16 protein-coding genes are annotated in these 20,885 nt (G+C 43.4%); 11 read left to right on the top strand and 5 right to left on the bottom strand.

The features are described from left to right. Nucleotides 1-258 precede the first annotated feature (258 nt). The 3 genes from DPF90_RS11965 to zipA form a co-directional block, all read right to left on the bottom strand. Complete coding sequence (locus DPF90_RS11965; protein WP_114786571.1) at nucleotides 259-1,629, bottom strand: porin; 1,371 nt, start codon at nucleotides 1,627-1,629, stop codon at nucleotides 259-261. A 594-nt stretch (nucleotides 1,630-2,223) separates the two neighbouring features. Beyond that, entirely contained in the window at nucleotides 2,224-4,233 is a 2,010-nt protein-coding gene (gene ligA, locus DPF90_RS11960; RefSeq protein ID WP_114786570.1) for an NAD-dependent DNA ligase LigA, read from the bottom strand. Between the two features lie 162 nt (nucleotides 4,234-4,395). Continuing rightward, entirely contained in the window at nucleotides 4,396-5,289 is an 894-nt protein-coding gene (gene zipA / locus DPF90_RS11955; RefSeq protein ID WP_114786569.1) for a cell division protein ZipA, read from the bottom strand. Nucleotides 5,290-5,500: 211 nt separating this feature from the next. Between zipA and cysZ the strand changes: the two genes are divergently transcribed. From cysZ to crr, 5 genes are all read left to right on the top strand, one after another. Then, nucleotides 5,501-6,238, top strand: a complete 738-nt coding sequence (cysZ, locus tag DPF90_RS11950; RefSeq protein WP_114786568.1) for a sulfate transporter CysZ — start codon at nucleotides 5,501-5,503, stop codon at nucleotides 6,236-6,238. 294 nt (nucleotides 6,239-6,532) lie between these two features. After that, a complete protein-coding gene (cysK, locus tag DPF90_RS11945; RefSeq protein WP_114786567.1) occupies nucleotides 6,533-7,501 on the top strand; it encodes a cysteine synthase A in 969 nt (322 codons plus the stop codon). A 300-nt stretch (nucleotides 7,502-7,801) separates the two neighbouring features. Then, on the top strand, nucleotides 7,802-8,059 hold the full coding sequence (locus tag DPF90_RS11935; protein WP_114786565.1) for an HPr family phosphocarrier protein: 258 nt from the start codon (nucleotides 7,802-7,804) through the stop codon (nucleotides 8,057-8,059). A 136-nt stretch (nucleotides 8,060-8,195) separates the two neighbouring features. Continuing rightward, complete coding sequence (ptsI, locus tag DPF90_RS11930; RefSeq protein ID WP_114786564.1) at nucleotides 8,196-9,917, top strand: phosphoenolpyruvate-protein phosphotransferase PtsI; 1,722 nt, start codon at nucleotides 8,196-8,198, stop codon at nucleotides 9,915-9,917. Nucleotides 9,918-10,027: 110 nt separating this feature from the next. After that, nucleotides 10,028-10,537, top strand: a complete 510-nt coding sequence (crr, locus tag DPF90_RS11925) for a PTS glucose transporter subunit IIA (protein ID WP_114786563.1) — start codon at nucleotides 10,028-10,030, stop codon at nucleotides 10,535-10,537. A gap of 62 nt (nucleotides 10,538-10,599) precedes the next feature. Here the strand turns inward: crr and DPF90_RS11920 are convergent, their stop codons facing one another. Then, a complete protein-coding gene (locus tag DPF90_RS11920) occupies nucleotides 10,600-11,754 on the bottom strand; it encodes a 2-octaprenyl-3-methyl-6-methoxy-1,4-benzoquinol hydroxylase (RefSeq protein WP_114786562.1) in 1,155 nt (384 codons plus the stop codon). A gap of 273 nt (nucleotides 11,755-12,027) precedes the next feature. On the opposite strand from DPF90_RS11920, the gene miaB reads away from it, so the two are divergent. The 5 genes from miaB (at nucleotide 12,028) to lnt (ending at nucleotide 17,654) form a co-directional block, all read left to right on the top strand. Beyond that, entirely contained in the window at nucleotides 12,028-13,452 is a 1,425-nt protein-coding gene (miaB, locus tag DPF90_RS11915) for a tRNA (N6-isopentenyl adenosine(37)-C2)-methylthiotransferase MiaB (protein WP_114786561.1), read from the top strand. Nucleotides 13,453-13,557: 105 nt separating this feature from the next. Next, nucleotides 13,558-14,655, top strand: a complete 1,098-nt coding sequence (locus DPF90_RS11910) for a PhoH family protein (RefSeq protein WP_114786560.1) — start codon at nucleotides 13,558-13,560, stop codon at nucleotides 14,653-14,655. Further along, a complete protein-coding gene (gene ybeY, locus DPF90_RS11905) occupies nucleotides 14,652-15,116 on the top strand; it encodes an rRNA maturation RNase YbeY (RefSeq protein WP_114786559.1) in 465 nt (154 codons plus the stop codon). Before DPF90_RS11910 ends, ybeY begins: the two co-directional genes overlap by 4 nt. A 103-nt stretch (nucleotides 15,117-15,219) precedes the next feature. Next, a complete protein-coding gene (corC, locus tag DPF90_RS11900; protein ID WP_114786558.1) occupies nucleotides 15,220-16,119 on the top strand; it encodes a CNNM family magnesium/cobalt transport protein CorC in 900 nt (299 codons plus the stop codon). Nucleotides 16,120-16,145: 26 nt separating this feature from the next. After that, on the top strand, nucleotides 16,146-17,654 hold the full coding sequence (lnt, locus tag DPF90_RS11895) for an apolipoprotein N-acyltransferase (protein ID WP_114786557.1): 1,509 nt from the start codon (nucleotides 16,146-16,148) through the stop codon (nucleotides 17,652-17,654). A gap of 51 nt (nucleotides 17,655-17,705) precedes the next feature. On the opposite strand, the gene DPF90_RS11890 is transcribed toward lnt, so the two are convergent. Continuing rightward, the gene (locus DPF90_RS11890; protein WP_114786556.1) at nucleotides 17,706-18,176 is read right to left on the bottom strand and encodes a zinc ribbon-containing protein; all 471 of its coding nucleotides are present in this window, start codon (nucleotides 18,174-18,176) and stop codon (nucleotides 17,706-17,708) included. Nucleotides 18,177-18,305: 129 nt separating this feature from the next. Here DPF90_RS11890 and leuS point away from each other — a divergent pair, with 129 nt between their 5' ends. Continuing rightward, nucleotides 18,306-20,879, top strand: coding sequence for a leucine--tRNA ligase (gene leuS, locus DPF90_RS11885; RefSeq protein WP_114786555.1), 2,574 nt, complete (start codon nucleotides 18,306-18,308; stop codon nucleotides 20,877-20,879). Nucleotides 20,880-20,885: the final 6 nt, after the last annotated feature.

Raw genomic sequence — 20,885 nt, 5'->3', positions numbered from 1 at the left:
CCTAATTCACCCGACACTCGACTATGGAGCGAGGAAAAGAATGAAAGCGAAGCTAACACTGTTATTGCCTGTTTTAACTATCATCTCATTTAACCTGCACGCCAGTGGAAACCAAGGAGGCAGAACACTATCTCCTGAGGTAAAATGTGAGCTTAAAAAAGGTCAAATCCAATCCTTGCCTCCCTTGTATTGCAAAATATTCAACGGCAAACCACTCTAATAAGATCGTACTAGAGGAGCTTGCTAGCTCCTCATTGATTACATAAAGCTATAAGGAATAAGTACTTGGAAACGCAAGTCAGTTTCATCTGCATCATTCGCTCCTGAATACTCATCACGCTCAAGTACAGTACCATGTAATCGAATCGTCGCACCTTTTAAAGCTCCACTCTGAAGCGAATAAGCAATCGTTGCGTTTACTGCATATTCGCTTTCATAATCCCAATCACCCGATGCACCACTAGCAGATGAATCAGATCCTGTGCCATAGCCAAGACCTAAGTAATAGCTCCAACCATTGCCTTGCTCGTAAGATACTCGGTTATACCAAGCTATTTCACCAGCTTTGTTCCAATCAGAGAGCGCATCCCAATACTGAGACCAGGTTCCATTGGTCATTCCATAAGTATGGATAGTACGTGGCACAAAATCGGCTCGATTATCTGTGTCTGTGTAGCGCAGCTCAGACATCCAGGAAAATTGCCCAAAGGATTGCTGTAAAGAGAGACCTGCGTGATAGCCTAAACCATCATATTTAACATCATCATTTACACCATAAAAATCAGCGGCAAGGATTGTATTCTCGCTATGTTGGTACTTTAGATAAGTTTTGTAGGATGTGTTGTCATTCTCTTCTGAAGGATTACTGGAATAAGTAACCCCAGTTGCTTGGCCTATACCTAACTGAAAATACAAAGCTTCCGTTATTTGTCTATTCACGCCAAGTGAATGAATATAACTCCAAGACGTATCAGACCAAGAAGGAGGAGCATAATCGTCCTCACTAAGTAGCCATGGTGCGGTAAATTGATCTGCACCAAAATAGCTGAGGTTAAACTCACCCACTTTACCGTTGAGTTCAAAACCTCGATAAGTCCCTGGCACAAAACTCCACACGTTACCAATAGTCCCATTACCTCCAGATTGCAACATACCAAATCGAGCGTTAAAATCTTCATCAGATTTAAATTTCAGTGCCGCTTTGTAAATCTTGAGTTGCTCACCTTCACCAGCCCCCCAATCAAGGTTGGAACACGTCGATATTTCATTACAGAGGTAGCCGTCATCCCCTTGCAAACTTTCATTATAAAGGTCACCGGAGTAATACCCGGCCAAATCGGCACCAAGCCATCCCTCATGATAGCCAGAAGAAAAATCCAATATCGCATTGTAGGCTGAATAATTTAATCGGCTCCAACGATCACCATTTGACCCTCCGGGCTTACCCGTTGTGCGCGTCCTCGAACGTGTATCGATAACAAATAATGCATTAAGCGCTGAGTCTTGCATAAATTCATCAACGGCTTCAACATACTGATCACCAGCAGAGCTTTCTGTTGATGCCAAGGCAGGGCTGGCACTAGCAAATATTGCTAATGCAATGGATGATAATTTGAACAATCTGTCCATGGATAACTCCTAAAAATGGATATAGCTGTTTTGTGCCCCCACCTTAAGTTGGCCGCCGAAGGGAGGACTATTTCATTATGTTTTAAAAGCAAAAAATAACTCATTTTTGACTTATCACTGATATATAAATTCAGTGTATCCACGATCAAGACTAACTTCGCAACGAAAAATATCAATTAGAAGTTGGCCTTTAAATAAAGAAATATGACCAGCTCCAAATTTTCATCCACAGAGTGACTTTACTCAAATATTTTATATAAAAATATCAGGTTTAATTTATAGACCTTAACAAACAAACACTTATAACCAAAAGTTAATTTAACGATTGGGATTAAGATCTCATAAGAACCATTATTATACCGACTTTATTAGTAATTAGATTTAGATCACTGCATTATTTTTCTTTTTAATAAAAATAAAAGCATCAATAATTTTCACCAAAAAAAAACCATCTCCTGTGAGATGGCTGTAAATAGAACTTGAGTATTATCTGAGATACCAATCCCAAATACTTAATATATTGGTATATAGATGAGGCATAGAACTCACGTATACAATGCCGACAAAGTACCGAGAAGGATACACAAACTCTATTTATATTAAATCAACAAGATCTTGCTCTGTTTTTATCTCAACGCCCAATTCCTGTGCTTTCACCAGCTTTGAGCCAGCGTTTTCTCCAGCAAAAAGAATGTCCGTTTTCTTACTCACACTTCCTGTCACTTTAGCACCCAGACTTTGTAAGGCCGACTTGGCATCATTTCGTGATAGCTGAGACAAGGATCCTGTTAACACAACCGTCTTGCCCATAAGGGGCTGAGGGGTATCATGTTTAGGCTCTTCAACATCAGGCCAAGTCACGCCTTGAGCGCACAAGTCATCTATTACCTGTTGATTCTTCTCTTGAGCAAAGAAAGCAATGATATGATTGGCAACAATGCCTCCAATGTCAGGCACCTCAATCAATTGCTCATAGGTTGCCGCTTTTATGTTATCGAGAGTTTTAAAGTGCTGCGCGAGGTTTGCTGCTGTTGCTTCCCCCACCTCACGAATTCCAAGAGAATATAGGAAACGAGCCAGCGTGGTTGATTTAGCTTTATTCAAAGCATCAACCACATTTTGTGCCGACTTGGGCCCCATTCTGTCTAAAACGGTGATCACACCAGCAGACAATTTAAATAGATCCGCAGGCGTCTCCACCATTTCTCGGTCGACAAGCTGCTCTATCACTTTTTCTCCCAACCCATCGACATCCAGAGCCTTACGTGACACAAAATGCTTTAGCGCTTCTTTTCTTTGTGCTTGACAGAACAAACCACCGGAACATCTTGCCACGGCTTCACCTTCAAGGCGCTCAATTTGAGAGTGACAAACGGGGCATTGACTAGGGAAGACGATTTCTTCTGCATTTGCTGGGCGGCGGTCTTGGATATAGGACACAATTTGCGGGATCACATCCCCCGCACGTCGCACAATAACGCTATCTCCAATTTTAACCTTTAGACGGGCAATTTCATCGGCGTTGTGTAAAGTTGCGTTACTAACGGTAACACCACCAACAAACACAGGTTCTAACTTAGCCACTGGGGTAATTGCGCCAGTTCGACCTACCTGAAACTCAACATCATTAAGAACCGTCACTTCTTCTTGAGCAGGGAATTTATAAGCAATAGCCCAGCGAGGTGCTCTGGCAACAAAGCCTAACTGCTCTTGCAAAGCAATATTATCAACCTTGATAACAACACCATCTATTTCATAGGCCAATTCATCTCTGCGCATCAGAATATCTTGATAATAATCTTTAACTTCTGAAAGAGTCGATACTCGACGAGTTTCTGGGCACATGGGCAGCCCCCAGCCTTTTAGTTGTACAAAACGTTGATAGTGGCTTTGTGATAATACACCACCTTCTACTACACCCACGCTGTATGCATAGAAGCTCAAAGGTCGTGTTGCTGTTATGCGGGAATCAAGCTGGCGCAAGCTGCCAGCAGCAGCATTGCGAGGATTAACAAATACTTTTTCCCCTTTTTTAAGGGCGTTTTGATTAAGTCGCTCAAAGCCAAGCTTTGGCATAAACACTTCGCCTCGAACTTCGATGCGAGGTGGCCAGCCGTCACCATTTAGTTTAAGTGGGATAGATTTTATGGTGCGGACATTCTCTGTAATATTTTCTCCGGTTGTGCCATCACCACGAGTCGCAGCTTGGACCAACACACCATTTTCGTACAAGAGACTCACGGCTAACCCGTCCAGTTTAGGTTCGCAACAGAACTGTGCCAACTCCGTGACAGAAAGACGATCTAGCATACGCTTATAAAAAGCATCAAGCTCATCATCGTCAAACGCATTGTCGAGAGACAGCATGGCTATCTCATGTCTTACAGATTCAAAACCATCAAGTGGCTTTCCTCCAACTCGTTGGCTGGGGGAATCAAGACTCATCAAATGAGGGTGCTTAGCCTCAAGCTCTAATAACTCACGCATCAGGCGATCATATTCTGAGTCTGGGATTTCAGGACTGTCTTCAACGTAGTATTTCACACCATGGTAGTGTAAGGTTTCACGCAATTGATTGAGCTGTTCTTGAATATCTAGAGGCATAATTCACTCTGTTTAAAAATTGATAGCTAGGCCATTCATGCCTGACGGATTAAAAATGGACTGAGTTTAGGCTGTTTTTAGGATCAAATTATTTAAAAACTCACCAAAACACGAAAAAGAAAGGCTCCGACATTCGGAGCCTTTGATGAAATATTCTATTCTTCAGGCAGTTTGTAAAGTCTTAAATTCCTGAATCTGAGCTCGATACGCATCCAAACGATTTGGCGTCATTAAATTACGACCATCATCGAGTACATTCGCTCCAAGATCATCGGCAATTTGCTGCGCAGTTTTAAGCATTAGCTTAAAGTTTTGCTCTGGATCGCCATAACAAGGTAAGGTCATAAAAAATGAAATGCCCTTAGTATTAAACTCAGCTGGGTCCGAGTGGGCAAGCGTACCCGGTTGCATCATGTTAGCAACACTAAACAACACTTTTCCTGTACCAGAAAGGTCAGAGTGACGATGGAAGATATCCATCTCACCATAAAGTAGACCGTTTTGCTGCATGCTATCAAATAACTTAGTGCCAACCAGCGGCTCAGACCCAGCGCAGTGAACATTGAGCACTATCACTTCCATATCCTGCTGTGTTGTTGGCCCCTCTACCTCTGAACTTACAACACTCTCAGCGTCGTTAATGCCAGCATTATTCTGAGAATTAGCATGAAAAGGCTCACTGCCCTGCAGCGAAGTGCCAGACATCAAAGGATCATCAACGTCAGACTCATTATCTTGAACATCAGAAACAAAAGACTGCTCAGAATTTGGCTCAGGATAACCGTCAATCAATGGATCGGCGATGATATTATCCGACACAAAGCCCGGCTCTTTTCGTACCTTGCGAATAATTTCAAAATCATCTTCCGGCGCAACGGCTTGTCCCGGTTCTGTACTTGGCTCAATCGCTTTGTTTTTATCTACATCTAACTTACGAAGTGGCTTGCTACCAAATTTAGCTTTAACTTCTTTTTTGCTTGTCCATAAGCCGTGAAACAACAGCGCGGCAATCGCTATCGCTCCGACGATTATGAGTACAAATCGCAATTCCTGCATGTTCCACTCTCAAATTAATCGATACGTTGAGTCCGTAAACAAACTTATCGAACCATGTTAAACCTTCTCTTACTACAACTTTACCAAAACTCTCACCTGTTTTAGAACAGCTTAATGTGAGAAGTTCATACAATGTTGTGATTTTGACCACGCTTTTTTCTTTGTTAAGATAAAAAGCGTTCAATTTTACCTCATTACTTAGTTAAGGCTTATGAATCCAACAACACGACATCGTTCCGGCTTCGGTTACTTTTTCTATGGCTTAAAGCTCGCCGTTACTCCGGGGATCCGCCAATTTGTCATTCTTCCCTTACTCGCAAATGTTCTACTGGTAGGGGGAGCCCTGTTTTACCTCTTCTCACATTTAGATACTTGGATAGAACACTTTATAGGACAACTACCAAGCTTTCTTTCTTGGCTAACCTATATACTGTGGCCACTATTAGTCTTGACCATTCTCGCCACTTTTTCTTATTTTTTTAGCACATTAGCTAATTTTGTTGCCGCTCCTTTTAACGGGTTACTGGCAGAAAAAGTAGAAGAACATCTGACAGGAAAGAGAGTCAATGACGACAACATACTTGCCGTAATCAAGGATACGCCAAGAATTTTGGCTAGGGAGTGGCGCAAGCTTATCTATGTATTGCCCAAAGCGATTGGTCTTTTCATTTTGTTACTTATTCCTGGTTTAGGACAGACAATTGGTCCTATTGTTTGGTTTGCCTTTTCCGCTTGGATGCTCGCGATTCAGTATTGCGATTACCCATTTGATAACCATAAAATCGGCTTTAACGATATGCGTAATGATTTGAAACAAAAGCAGGCCAAAGCATATAGCTTTGGAGGAATCATTTCCATCTTCACCACTATCCCAATTTTAAACCTCATTGTTATGCCTGTTGCCGTATGTGGTGCAACGGCTATCTGGGTCTCAGAGTTCAAACGATAAATTGATGAGTTACCTGCGTTTAATCTGCAGACAGATCGACGCAAGGTCATCTAAAACAAATGCGAAAGCCGTTAGTTGACCTTGCCTATCATACTTAGTTCTGGAGACCATCAACTCAATTTTAATAACATGCTCTTGTTCTCATTCTAATAACTTATAACTTTTTAATCCTTCTCTAGGTTTTATCACTGGCCTACTCTTCTACCCATGCAGGGTTTCTCAAGGCCCATACCTGTCGTCCACGGTCTCTACTCCAGACAGACCATAGGCGCTCAACAACCCAAGGATCATGATATGAGCAAAATCTACGAAGATAACTCTCTTACCATCGGGAACACACCTTTGGTCAGACTCAATAAGGTGAGTCAAGGTAAGGTTCTAGCAAAAATAGAAGCTCGAAACCCAAGCTTTAGCGTTAAATGCCGCATCGGCGCCAACATGATTTGGGAAGCTGAAAAAGAAGGTAAGCTAAAACCCGGTATAGAACTTGTCGAACCCACCAGTGGCAATACCGGCATCGCATTGGCATTCGTTGCTGCGGCTCGAGGGTACAAACTAACACTGACCATGCCAGAGTCCATGAGTCTTGAACGTCGTAAGTTGCTCAAAGCTTTAGGTGCTAACCTTGAGCTAACCGAGGCAGCTAAAGGCATGAAAGGTGCCATCGCAAAGGCAGAAGAAATTGTTGCTGCTAATCCAGAAAAGTATTTGCTACTCCAACAATTCAGTAACCCTGCTAACCCCGAAATACATGAAAAGACGACAGGACCAGAAATCTGGGACGCAACTGATGGCGAAATCGATGTCTTTATTGCAGGTGTTGGCACTGGCGGTACAATCACAGGAACTAGCCGATATATCAAAGGTGAGAAAGGTAAGAAGATTGTCTCAGTAGCAGTAGAGCCAGCCGAATCTCCGGTCATCGCTCAAGCACTTGCTGGTGAAGAAATTCAGCCAGCCCCACACAAAATTCAAGGTATCGGCGCTGGGTTTATTCCTGGCAACCTGGATTTAGAGCTTATTGACCGAGTCGAACCTGTTACATCCGACGATGCGATCGATATGGCTAGGCGTCTGATGGAAGAAGAAGGTATTTTGGCTGGTATTTCTTCAGGTGCCGCAGTCGTAGCAGCTAACAGAATAGCAGAGCTGCCTGAATTCAAAGGAAAAACCATTGTAACTGTGCTACCAAGCTCAGGTGAGCGCTACTTGAGCACTGCACTGTTCGCTGGTCTCTTCACGGAGAAAGAGAATCATCAATAATATGTGATGAAATCAATTTTTCTTCGAAAAAAGCCCCTCAAAGGGGCTTTTTTGTTGATCCCTGACTCACCTTTGGTAATATCGGGGCAGTTTTATTTTAAGCTTCAAAATAAAAAAGAAGCCAGAATTAGCATCGGTTATGAAATCCGGCCTAGATCGGAATCATATCTGAAAAATTTGCAATTAGGTTAATATATGCCACTAAATGGGTATCGTGTATTTGTCACAACATTCATTTAGAGGTTAAGCTGGACCTAATTAAGAATCTATCAAAATATAAATCAATTTGGGGTATATAACATGTACGAGAAGCAAGTAGAAATCACTGCAGAGAACGGCCTTCACACTCGCCCAGCTGCACAATTCGTTAAAGAAGCAAAAGGCTTTGATGCGGATATTACAGTGACTTCTAACGGTAAAAGTGCAAGTGCCAAGAGCCTATTTAAACTACAAACACTAGGTCTAGTTAAAGGAACTCAAGTAACTATCTCAGCAGAAGGCCCTCAAGCTCAAGAAGCGGTTGATCACCTTGTTGCTCTTATGGACCAACTGCACTAATCCGGTCTCGCATTTCTAAAGCCATTTTGTGAAAACGAAATGGCTTTGTTGGAAATAAACCCAAACATAAGCTAAAAATTATCGTTAGCACACCCGTTTTCTCCCGTTTTTAAGTTGACCAATTTAAGGTAAGGCTATGATTTCAGGCATCCTAGCATCTCCCGGTATTGCTATTGGTAAAGCATTACTCCTCCAAGAAGATGAAATTGTCCTAAACACCAACTCTATCACTGATGCGCAAGTCGACACTGAGGTCGCACGTTTCTTTGAAGCGCGTGACAAATCAACGGCTCAGCTTGAGACTGTTAAGCAGAAGGCGCTGGAAACATTTGGTGAAGAAAAAGAAGCGATCTTTGAAGGTCATATAATGCTTCTTGAAGATGAAGAGCTAGAAGAGGAAATCCTTACTCTCATCAAAAAAGATAAAATGCACGCCGATAACGCTATTCATACTGTGATCGAAGAACAAGCCACTGCACTTGAATCGCTCGATGATGAGTATCTAAAAGAGCGTGCAACCGACATTCGCGATATTGGCTCCCGTTTTGTAAAAAATGCACTAGGTATTAACATCGTATCTTTAAGCGATATAGACCAAGAAGTTATTTTGGTTGCTTACGATCTTACTCCTTCAGAAACGGCACAAATAAACTTAGATTATGTCCTGGGCTTCGCTTGTGATATTGGCGGGCGAACTTCACACACGTCTATCATGGCCCGTTCTCTTGAGTTACCGGCAATCGTTGGTACTAACGATATCACTAAGAAAGTTCAAAACGGCGATACTTTGATCCTTGATGCGATGAATAATAAAATCATTATCAATCCATCAGATAAAGAGCTTGAAGAAGCAAAAGCAGTAAAAGACGCTTTCATCGCTGAAAAAGAAGAGCTAGCAAAGCTTAAAGATCTGCATGCAGAAACCTTAGATGGTCACCGCGTTGAGGTTTGCGGCAACATAGGCACAGTCAAAGACTGTGACGGTGTTTTGCGTAACGGCGGAGAAGGGGTAGGCCTTTACCGTACTGAGTTCTTATTTATGGACCGTGATGCACTTCCAACCGAAGAAGAGCAATACCAAGCGTACAAAGAAGTTGCTGAAGCTATGAATGGTGAAGCGGTTATTATTCGTACGATGGACATAGGTGGTGATAAAGACCTCCCTTATATGGATCTGCCGCAGGAAATGAACCCATTCCTTGGCTGGCGAGCAGTGCGTATCAGCTTAGATCGCCGTGAAATTCTGCGTGATCAATTACGTGGTATTTTGCGTGCTTCCGCACACGGTAAACTGCGCATCATGTTCCCTATGATCATCTCCGTTGAGGAAATACGTGAACTTAAAAAGGCGATCGAAGAATACAAGGCTGAGCTTCGCACTGAAGGGCATGCTTTCGACGAAAACATTGAAATCGGCGTAATGGTTGAAACGCCAGCTGCCGCCGCTATTGCTCATCACTTAGCAAAAGAAGTGTCTTTCTTCTCTATCGGCACCAACGACTTAACCCAATACACACTGGCAGTCGATCGAGGTAACGAAATGATTTCTCACTTGTACAATCCATTATCCCCTGCAGTGTTAAACGTGATCAAACAAGTTATTGATGCGTCGCATGCAGAAGGAAAATGGACAGGTATGTGTGGTGAACTAGCTGGTGATGAACGCGCCACCTTATTACTTCTAGGTATGGGACTGGATGAATTTTCTATGAGTGGTATCTCTATCCCTAAAGTGAAGAAAGTAATACGCAACTCAAACTTTAGCGAAGTAAAAGAGATGGCTGAAAAAGCGCTTGCTCTACCAACTGCTGCCGAAATTGAAGCTGCTGTAGAAAAATTTATTGCAGATAAGTCGTAATAATTAACTGATACCAATACGATAGTCGACTAAAAATAGTCGTCTATCTTCCTAGATTGGTATACTATAATTCGACAGAATTGAACAAAAAACCTTAGGAGCATGACACAATGGGTCTGTTTGACAAACTTAAGAAGCTAGTATCTGACGACAGCGCTGACGCAGATGCAATTGAAATCATTGCGCCTCTATCTGGTGAAATTGTAAACATTGAAGACGTACCAGATGTTGTTTTCGCTGAAAAAATCGTCGGAGATGGTATTGCTATCAAACCTGCTGGCACGGAAATGGTAGCTCCTGTTAACGGTACTATAGGTAAAATTTTCGAAACTAATCACGCTTTCTCAATTGAATCAGACGAAGGTGTTGAGCTTTTCGTTCACTTCGGTATCGATACCGTTGAACTAAAAGGTGAAGGATTTAAACGCATCGCTGAAGAAGGCCAAACCGTTAAAGCTGGCGATACCATCATTGAGTTTGATTTGGCTCTTCTTGAAGAAAAAGCCAAATCAACATTAACGCCTGTAGTTATCTCCAACATGGATGAGATCAAAGAACTTAACAAACTGTCTGGTACAGTTTCAGTAGGTGAAACACCTGTTCTACGTGTTACTAAATAACTAAGCGTCTTCCATTATCTAAACGCAGCAAACTTGCTGCGTTTTTTTATGGTTAACTGGGTTTAATTTAGCCCTAAGGCATAGCGCAGAACTTGTTTTTTTATCGGCCCTGCATTGTCGGCTATTTTCAATGCCGCATTTCTCGCTAGTTTCACTAACCCTAAGTCATTACTAAATGTCTTGTAGAAAATATCCATACCTGACTGCATAACTAGGTTATCTGGGCGTCGTTTTCGCTCATAACGCTTTAAAGCCTGATGAGAGTATAAGTCCTGCCCAAAAGTGACCTCCAGCAAAGCGTCAACATCTTTAAAACCGATATTAACACCCTGCCCAGCTAACGGATTGATCGTGTGTGCGGAGTCGCCAACTAACACGCATCCAGACGCTGAATATGTCTGAGCGTGGTTCCTAGTTAGCGGAAACGAACCAAATTGTAATACTTTAATATCGCCTAACTCTGTTGGGAAATAAGCTAACACCTCTTGCCGTAACTGCTCATTGGTCATGGAACACAACTGCTTAATACGCTTGGGAGAGTCATACCATACCAAAGAGCCTTGGTTCCCACACAAAGGCAGGAAAGAGCGAGGGCCTGACGGAGTAAACTGCTGCCAAGTAATATCTTGTTGAGGCTTTTGGGTTTCAACATTGATAAGCATACAATGTTGACGATAGTCCCATGCTGTAACGCCAATGCCAACTAACGAACGTACCTGTGAATTGGCCCCATCAGCACCAACCACTAGATCAGCACTCAAGGTTTCTCCAGATTCTAAAGTGAGGGCACAAGGCTGACTGAAATCGATCTCAACTAGCTTATCAGGGCAATGGACTGTGATATTGGAATAATGCGAAAACTGCTCCCAAAGAGAGAGTTGAATAACTCGATTTTCAACAATATAGCCAAGCTGGTCGATTCCAAGTAAGTCTGAATGAAATCGGGTGCGGCATTGAGGGTTTTCCCAAGTTTCTAAACGGCGATAAGGGCAGACTCGTTTGTCTGCAATGCTTCTCCACGCACCAAGTTTATCAAGAATAGAGACTGAGTGCTGCGAGATAGCCGAAACCCTAATATCCATTGGCTGGTCTGATGTAAAGGGGTTGGGAACATACCCTTCGATGACCACTACATTTCTGCCTTGCTTGGCAAAACCAACAGCGACAGCAGCACCTACCATTCCACCACCAACAACGGCAACATCAAACTTGGTCATAATTTACACTTCTGTTGTTCGAGTCTTTCATTGTACTTTTTCATCATCCAAATGTAACCAAAAACCTTAACTCGGATATGGTCAAACCCCTTATAAAACATGACCATTAAACGATTTTATTCGTGCCTCTAGTCAGTAGGTTTCTAAACCAGTACAATACGCGGCTTAACGCCATAGCATAGGCTAAAATATAGCCAATTAAATACAATGGCGATACTGTTCAACACTGGGCGATTTGCTCCCTTAATTTAAACTAACGATCGAGCGAACAACATGAGTAAAAAACTGCTAATTAAAACCTGGGGCTGCCAGATGAATGAGTACGATTCATCAAAGATGGCCGATCTACTGAATGCAACCAATGGTTATGAGTTGACAGAAGAACCAGAAGAAGCAGATGTATTACTCCTCAATACCTGCTCTATCCGTGAAAAAGCGCAAGAAAAAGTTTTCCACCAATTGGGTCGCTGGAAAACACTCAAAGATAAAAAGCAAGGTGTTGTGATTGGTGTTGGCGGATGTGTCGCCACTCAGGAAGGTGATCATATTCGTGAGCGCGCCCCATTTGTGGATGTGATTTTCGGCCCTCAAACCTTGCATCGCCTACCTGAAATGATCAAACAGTCTCAAAATGATGATGCTCCTGTTATGGATATCTCATTCCCTGAAATTGAAAAGTTTGATCGCTTGCCAGAGCCTCGTGCTGAAGGAGCTACCGCATTCGTTTCCATTATGGAAGGGTGCTCTAAGTACTGTACATACTGTGTTGTTCCTTACACTCGGGGAGAGGAAGTCAGTCGTCCACTCGATGATGTGCTATTTGAAATTGCACAACTAGCCGACCAGGGTGTAAGAGAAGTTAACCTACTCGGCCAAAATGTGAACGCCTACCGTGGTTTAACACATGAAGGTGATGTGTGCTCTTTCGCAGAACTCCTTCGTCTTGTCGCATCGATTGATGGTATTGACCGTATTCGCTTTACTACAAGCCACCCTCTCGAGTTTACAGACGATATTATCGCTGTTTACGAAGATACACCTGAACTGGTTAGCTTCTTACACCTTCCGGTGCAAAGCGGCAGTGATCGCATCTTGACTATGATGAAGCGTCCACACACAGGTATTGAATACAAGTCCATTATACGTAAATTACGCAAAGCTCGACCTGATATTCAGATAAGTTCTGACTTTATTGTTGGTTTCCCTGGTGAGTCTGATATGGACCACCAAGCAACAATGAAGCTGATTAAAGATGTCGACTTTGACATGAGTTTTAGTTTCATATTCTCTCCTCGCCCGGGGACGCCTGCGGCTGATTATCCATGTGATCTATCAGAACAAACGAAAAAAGATCGCCTGTATGAGTTGCAGCAAACAATCAATGCCCAAGCAATGCGTTATTCTCGCTTAATGCTTGGCACAGAGCAGCGAGTTCTCGTTGAAGGGCCATCTAAAAAGAATCTAATGGAGCTTCGCGCACGTACAGAGAATAATCGTGTGGTGAATTTTGAGGGTAACGCAGAGCTTATAGGCCAATTTGTGGACGTTAAGATCACTGATGTGTTCGCTAACTCACTGCGTGGCGAAATTATTCGTACAGAGAAAGACATGGACCTAAGAACCGTCATTTCTCCCACCCAAATGATGGCGAGAACAAAGCGCGAAGATGAACTCGGAGTAACAACCTTTACTCCGTAACCTTGAAAATAGTCATCTGAGTGACCATCTTAGATAGAGGAATATAGCGCCATGAGAGTCCGGTCGAAATCGGACTCTGCTAATGGCAAACATTGAGAGGCAACTTTGAGCAATAAAATTGTAACTCTAGAAATCAATCTGGAACCTTCTGATAATCGCCGTCTTGCTAGCCTTTGCGGCCCCTTCGATGACAATATCAAACACTTAGAGCGCCGTTTAGGCATAGAGATCAGCTACCGAGGCAACTTTTTTACCATAGTGGGTAAGCCCCATACCTCTGCTGCAGCTCTAAACATCATAAAAACGCTCTACGTAGGCACAGCGCCAGTAAAAGGCAATATCCCAGACATAGAACCTGAACAAATCCACCTCGCCATCAAAGAAACCGGGGTTCTTGAACAAGACACTCAGTCCGATATCGAATATGGCAAGGAAGTCTTCATCAAAACCAAAAAAGGTGTCATAAAACCACGCACTCCAAATCAGGCACAATATCTAGTCAATATGGTGACTCATGACATTTCCTTTGGTATTGGGCCAGCGGGAACTGGGAAAACTTACCTAGCGGTTGCAGCTGCCGTGGATGCTTTGGAACGCCAAGAAATTAGACGTATTTTGCTAACCCGCCCTGCAGTCGAAGCGGGAGAAAAGCTTGGCTTTTTGCCTGGGGATTTAAGTCAAAAAGTGGACCCATACTTGCGCCCTCTTTATGACGCTCTATTTGAAATGCTTGGTTTTGAGAAGGTTGAAAAGCTCATCGAGCGTAACGTGATTGAAGTTGCTCCTCTGGCTTATATGCGAGGTCGCACACTCAATGATGCCTTCATCATTCTTGATGAAAGCCAAAACACCACAGTTGAACAGATGAAGATGTTCCTCACTCGTATTGGCTTTAATTCGCGAGCTGTCATCACAGGTGATGTAACACAAATCGACCTGCCCCGAGGAGCAAAATCAGGGCTACGTCATGCTATTGAGGTTCTCAATGAAGTCGACGAAATCAGCTTTAACTTCTTTCTATCAGATGACGTTGTTCGCCACCCAGTCGTTGCTCGTATTGTTAACGCCTATGAGAAGTGGGAAGCACAAGACCAAAAAGAACGCAAAGAGTACGAGAAACGACGTAGAGAAGAGCGCGAGGCTAAATTTCAGGAAGCTGGATCATCTCAGCAAACACCATCATCAGAGATAAAACCCTCATGAGCATAGAACTTGATCTTCAAATTGCAGTCAAAGAAGAAACAGGTTTACCCAGCTTTGAAGATATTCTCTTATGGTTAACATCCGCTGTCGACAAATTCCAATCGCAGGCGGAAGTAACGGTGAGAATTGTGGATGACAGTGAAAGCCATCAACTCAACCTTGAGTATCGTGGAAAAGACAAACCAACCAATGTTTTGTCTTTTCCCTTTGAAGCTCCAATGGGAATAGAAATGGATCTTCTTGGCGATCTTGTCATCTGTAAACAGGTGGTGGAACAAGAAGCTAAGGAACAGTCCAAGCCATTAATGGCTCACTGGGCTCATATGGTTGTACATGGCAGCCTGCATCTGCTAGGTTATGATCATATCGAGGATGAAGAAGCTGAAGAAATGGAATCCCTCGAGACAGAGATAATGCAATCTATGGGCTTTGATGACCCATATCTTGCAGAAAAAGAGTAGCAGCTAGATTGGTGTAACAAACATTCCGTTGGTTACATTTTAATATCAAGCTCTACTAATGTGTGCTATCACACATCTGATAGCGTGACTTAAATGAGAAAAAATGAACGAAGACAATTCGCCCTCTTCTCCAGAGGGTAAGAAAGAGAAATCTGAAGGTCCGAGTAGAAAGTCCTTCTTTGGACGCCTTGGCCAACTATTTCAAGGAGATCCGAAAGACCGCCAAGAACTGGTAGAAGTCTTTCGAGACTCAGAAGAAAATGATCTGATAGACCATGACACTAGAGACATGCTCGAAGGCGTTATGGAAATTGCCGAGATGCGCGTGCGCGACATCATGATCCCTCGCTCACAAATGGTAACCGTTGATCGCAGTGACGACCTTGACGCACTCGTTCACTTAATTACCGATGCTCAGCACTCCCGCTACCCTGTCATTAGTGAAGACAAAGATCATGTTGAAGGTATCCTCCTAGCGAAGGACTTACTTAAGTATTTAGGCTCAGGCTGCGCTCCTTTTGATATCGAACAAGTCATTCGCCCTGCAGTAGTGGTTCCAGAAAGTAAACGCGTTGATCGCCTACTGAAAGAGTTCCGAGAGGAACGATACCACATGTCAATTGTGGTAGATGAATTCGGTGGTGTTTCTGGCCTTGTAACCATTGAAGATATTCTGGAAGAAATTGTCGGCGATATTGAAGATGAATTTGACGATGAAGAAGAGTTAGATATTCGCAAGCTGAGCAAACACACCTATGCTGTCAAAGCATTAACTACTATTGAGGAATTCAATGAGACCTTCAATACCTCATTTAGTGATGAGGAAGTCGATACGGTCGGTGGCTTAGTGATGACGGCGTTCGGTCATCTACCTTCACGCGGTGAGGTGGTCGAAATTGAGAAATACAGCTTCAAAGTAACCTCAGCAGACAACCGACGCGTTTTACAGCTGCAGGTAACCATACCCGATGAAGAGCCTCTTCCTGAGCCAGCAGAAGAGTAACCCAAACTCGATTAGATAGTATAACGATGTTAAAAAGACTTTTTCATCGCCTCAAACGGCCGCTCGCGGCCGTTTTTGTTGGCGCTCTTACCACACTCGCTTTTGCTCCTTACCAACTATGGCCAATTGCGATTATCAGCCCTGCACTTTTACTGATGTTAATCCACAACCAATCCAGCCGCGCTGCACTTTGGACTGGATATGCATGGGGAATCGGCCAGTTTGCCACTGGAATAAGCTGGGTACATATTAGCATTGATAAGTTTGGCGGCATGCCTAAAATTGCCAGCGTATTTCTTATGTCTCTGCTCATAGGCTATCTTGCAGCCTATTCCGGTCTCTTCACTTGGGCATTAAACCGCTATTTCGGCCGTCATAACCGAATTCGTTTTCTTCTCGCTGCTCCTGCTATATGGTTATGCTGCGATTGGCTAAGAGGATGGGTGATGACTGGCTTTCCGTGGCTATGGCTAGGTTATAGCCAAATCGATAGCCCGTTGGGTAATTTCGCCCCCATCGGCGGCGTAGAACTTATTACTCTATTACTTATCATCTCTGCTGGTTCAATAGCCTACGCAATGGTCAGTAAAAAATGGATGAACATACTCATTCCAGCCACTATATTGTTTACTGGTTTCGGCCTAAATTCCGCTCACTGGGTAACACCTAACCCAGAAAGTTCCACTAAACTGGCTCTAATTCAAGGTAATGTAGATCAAGCGAAAAAATGGCTGCCCAAGCAGCGCTGGCCAACAATAATGAAGTACACTGACCTTACCAGAGAGAATTGGGATGCCGATGTTGTTATTTGGCCTGAGGCCGCGATTCCTGCTTTTGAGTTAGAGATACCGTCCTATTTAAGCAACCTAGATTCAGCTGGTAAGTTAAATAGTAGCGCCATAGTGACTGGTGTCCTTAACCAAGATGAAAATGGCAAATACTTCAATAGTATCCTGACATTAGGTCAAACCAATTATGGTGACTATAGCCTCAATATGCACCAGAGGTATCACAAACATCACCTATTGCCATTTGGCGAGTTTGTCCCCTTTGAGGATATCTTAAGGCCACTCGCTCCGCTATTTAACTTACCCATGTCATCCTTTAGTCGTGGCGATTTTATCCAACCCAACATAGTAGCAAATGGTCGCCATATGGCTCCTGCTCTTTGTTACGAAATCATATTTAATGAACAAGTCCGTCGAAACGTAACCGAGGACACGGATTTCATTCTGACGCTATCTAATGATGCATGGTTTGGCAAGTCGATTGGACCACTACAGCATATGGAGATTGCACGTATGCGCGCACTCGAGCTAGCTAAGCCAGTGATTCGCTCCACAAATAACGGCGTGACCGCAGTGACTGACTATCGAGGAAAAGTAATCGCTCAGATCCCTCAGTTTGAAACTCATGTCCTGCGAACCGAGGTCACATCCACAGAGGGTCAGACTCCTTTCCATAAATTTGGCACATGGCCACTCTATATTTGGGTATTACTCAGTCTAGTTGTAGGCTGGCGACTCAAAGACTAGAACAAACCCAAGGGCTAAGTAATCACTTAGCCCTTGGCAATAATTATAGAACTATGGTTTTAATGCCTGGCGGCTAAAGCCCGTACAGCCGCATTTTATACAGGGAATAACAACTGTTGGGTGATTATATTGAGTTTTATGCCCACACTCATCGCAGACTAGCACACCTAAACCTATCACTTCACCTACTTGGTATAAGCCTTGGTGCTCCAAATCATCGAACAATTCAACCCATTCAACTTTCGTTCTATCAGTAATATCCAGTAACCCTTGCCATATTGAATCTGCAATCATCAAATAAAATGGCCCAGCTTTTGATTCTTCAAAGCTTTCTGCAAATTCCTTTAAATCTGATTTCACATAGGCAGATACCAGAGCAAGCTCATCTTTGGTCATGTCGTTAGCTGCTTCAACAAGCTTTTCTGAGGTTTCTAATACCCGATTAATCTCATCAGGACTATGCTTGAGCACCTCGACCACATCCTCAAACATTTCCTCATAACCCGATTTGCTTTTAGACATAGTGGCCTCCTTCTAACAATTGAACAGAGTAAGCTATTGTTGTGCTCCTCTCCTTTAGGTATTCTATGACGATCTATTTATGTCTGTTCTAACTGAACTCACAATTTCCAAGATAACCGGATATCATCGATGCAAGAGCAATACAATCCACAAGACATTGAACAAAAAGTTCAAAAGCACTGGGATGACAACAAAACCTTTGTTGTAAGCGAAAACCCAAACAAAGAAAAATTCTACTGTCTCTCTATGTTCCCGTACCCAAGCGGTCGACTGCATATGGGCCACGTACGGAACTACACTATCGGTGATGTGGTCTCTCGCTTCCAACGCTTGCAAGGCAAAAACGTCATGCAGCCTGTAGGTTGGGATGCATTCGGTCTTCCTGCAGAAAATGCAGCAGTTAAAAATAATACTGCACCTGCACCTTGGACATATGAAAATATCGAGTACATGAAGAACCAGTTGAAATTGCTGGGCTTCGGCTATGACTGGAGTCGCGAGTTTGCTACTTGCACACCTGAGTACTATCGTTGGGAGCAAGAGTTTTTCACTAAGCTTTACGAAAAAGGTCTAGTTTATAAGAAAATGTCAACGGTTAACTGGGATCCAGTAGACCAGACGGTTCTTGCAAACGAACAAGTTGTGGACGGACGCGGCTGGCGTTCGGGCGCAGTCGTTGAGCAAAAAGAGATCCCTCAATGGTTCATCAAGATCACTGAGTACGCACAGGAACTGATCGATGATCTAGATAAGTTAGATGGCTGGCCAGAAATGGTTAAAACCATGCAGCGTAACTGGATTGGTCGTTCAGAAGGTGTAGAGCTTAAGTTTGAAGTTAAAGGTCAAGCAGATCTAGAAGTCTACACCACTCGCCCAGATACACTGATGGGTGTGACTTATGTCGGTATTGCTGCAGGCCATCCTCTGGCTGCAGAAGCCGCCAAAACAAACCCTGAGCTAGCCGATTTCATCGATGAGTGTAAGAACAACAAAGTAGCAGAAGCTGAAATGGCAACAATGGAGAAGAAAGGTATGGCGACTGGCCTTACTGCTATCCATCCATTGAACGGCCGAGAAGTTCCAGTTTACGTCGCTAACTTTGTACTAATGGACTATGGGACAGGCGCTGTAATGGCAGTTCCTGCACACGATCAACGTGACTATGAGTTCGCAACTAAATATGGCTTAGATATTATTCCTGTCATCAAACCTTCTGACGGAAGCGAACTAAATATCTCAGAAGAAGCATACATTGAGAAAGGCGTGCTGTTCGATTCAGATGAGTTCGATGGTCTTGAATTCAAAGCGGCATTTAATGCCATCGCCGCTAAACTAGAATCGGAAGGAAAAGGAACAAAGACAGTTAATTTCCGTCTACGTGACTGGGGCGTATCGCGTCAACGTTACTGGGGTGCACCGATTCCAATGGTCACCACAGAAAATGGTGAAGTCCATCCTGTACCAGCAGAGCAATTACCAGTTATTCTGCCTGAAGATGTGGTTATGGATGGTGTAACAAGCCCAATCAAAGCAGATAAAGAGTGGGCCAAAACCACTTTCAATGGTCAACCAGCGCTGAGAGAAACCGATACTTTCGATACCTTCATGGAGTCTTCTTGGTACTATGCACGATACTGCTCACCACAAGCGGATGATATTCTAGACCCAGACAAAGCAAACTACTGGTTGCCGGTCGACCAGTACATAGGTGGTATCGAGCACGCTTGTATGCACCTACTTTACTCTCGCTTCTTCCACAAACTGCTGCGTGATGCAGGCTACGTAACGTCTGACGAACCATTCAAACGACTGCTATGTCAGGGAATGGTGTTAGCTGATGCGTTCTCTTATGAGAACGAGAAAGGCGGCACTGAATGGGTTGCTCCAACAGATGTAAAAGTTGAGCGTGACGGTAAAGGCCGCATTATCTCTGCAAAAGACAACGAGGGTCGTGAGGTTGAACACTCAGGCATGATCAAAATGTCTAAGTCAAAGAACAACGGTATAGACCCACAAGAAATGGTCGATAAATACGGTGCAGATACAGTGCGCTTGTTTATGATGTTCGCATCTCCAGCAGATATGACATTAGAATGGCAAGAGTCTGGAGTAGAAGGTGCAAATCGCTTCTTAAAACGTATCTGGAAGCTGGTCAATGAGCATGCATCACAGGGACACTCTCAACCTCTTGATACTCAGGCTCTATCTGGTGACCAAAAATCTCTACGCCGTGATGTACATAAAACGATTGCTAAAGTCACAGATGATATCGCTCGCCGTCAAACCTTCAATACGGCAATTGCAGCCATCATGGAGTTAATGAATAAACTAGCGAAAGCACCTCAGGAATCTGAGCAAGATCGCGCCATTCTTGACGAGGCTCTTAAAGCGGTTGTTGTAATGCTTTACCCTATCACTCCACATATCTCATTCGAACTGTGGACCGCGTTAGGTGAATCTGACATCGATAACGCGGTCTGGCCAAAACATGATGATAAGGCATTAGTTGAAGACGAAAAACTTATTATTGTTCAGGTCAATGGTAAGCTACGCGCGAAACTCACGGTACCCGCAGACATAGCGAAAGATGATATCGAGAAGCTTGCTCTAGGCGATGAAAACGTTACCAAGTTCACACAAGGCAATACCATACGTAAAGTGATTTATGTTCCAGGTAAGCTATTGAACATAGTAGCAAACTAATCTTAA

The organism is Vibrio tetraodonis (genome assembly GCF_003350295.1).
In the GTDB taxonomy this organism is placed as follows: Bacteria; Pseudomonadota; Gammaproteobacteria; order Enterobacterales; family Vibrionaceae; genus Vibrio; species Vibrio tetraodonis.
Note: the sequence above shows the minus strand (reverse complement) of the source record. Positions and strands in the feature narration are given on the sequence as shown.

Bases quoted from the DNA above. Each gene is read 5' to 3' on its own strand.
- zipA (WP_114786569.1), bottom strand. From the start codon at position 5,289: ATGCAGGAATTGCGATTTGTACTCATAATCGTCGGAGCGATAGCGATT.
- ligA (WP_114786570.1), bottom strand. From the start codon at position 4,233: ATGCCTCTAGATATTCAAGAACAGCTCAATCAATTGCGTGAAACCTTA.
- miaB (WP_114786561.1), top strand. From the start codon at position 12,028: ATGAGTAAAAAACTGCTAATTAAAACCTGGGGCTGCCAGATGAATGAG.
- cysZ (WP_114786568.1), top strand. From the start codon at position 5,501: ATGAATCCAACAACACGACATCGTTCCGGCTTCGGTTACTTTTTCTAT.
- lnt (WP_114786557.1), top strand. From the start codon at position 16,146: ATGTTAAAAAGACTTTTTCATCGCCTCAAACGGCCGCTCGCGGCCGTT.
- crr (WP_114786563.1), top strand. From the start codon at position 10,028: ATGGGTCTGTTTGACAAACTTAAGAAGCTAGTATCTGACGACAGCGCT.
- DPF90_RS11935 (WP_114786565.1), top strand. From the start codon at position 7,802: ATGTACGAGAAGCAAGTAGAAATCACTGCAGAGAACGGCCTTCACACT.
- ybeY (WP_114786559.1), top strand. From the start codon at position 14,652: ATGAGCATAGAACTTGATCTTCAAATTGCAGTCAAAGAAGAAACAGGT.
- DPF90_RS11965 (WP_114786571.1), bottom strand. From the start codon at position 1,629: ATGGACAGATTGTTCAAATTATCATCCATTGCATTAGCAATATTTGCT.
- DPF90_RS11890 (WP_114786556.1), bottom strand. From the start codon at position 18,176: ATGTCTAAAAGCAAATCGGGTTATGAGGAAATGTTTGAGGATGTGGTC.
- corC (WP_114786558.1), top strand. From the start codon at position 15,220: ATGAACGAAGACAATTCGCCCTCTTCTCCAGAGGGTAAGAAAGAGAAA.
- cysK (WP_114786567.1), top strand. From the start codon at position 6,533: ATGAGCAAAATCTACGAAGATAACTCTCTTACCATCGGGAACACACCT.
- ptsI (WP_114786564.1), top strand. From the start codon at position 8,196: ATGATTTCAGGCATCCTAGCATCTCCCGGTATTGCTATTGGTAAAGCA.
- DPF90_RS11920 (WP_114786562.1), bottom strand. From the start codon at position 11,754: ATGACCAAGTTTGATGTTGCCGTTGTTGGTGGTGGAATGGTAGGTGCT.
- leuS (WP_114786555.1), top strand. From the start codon at position 18,306: ATGCAAGAGCAATACAATCCACAAGACATTGAACAAAAAGTTCAAAAG.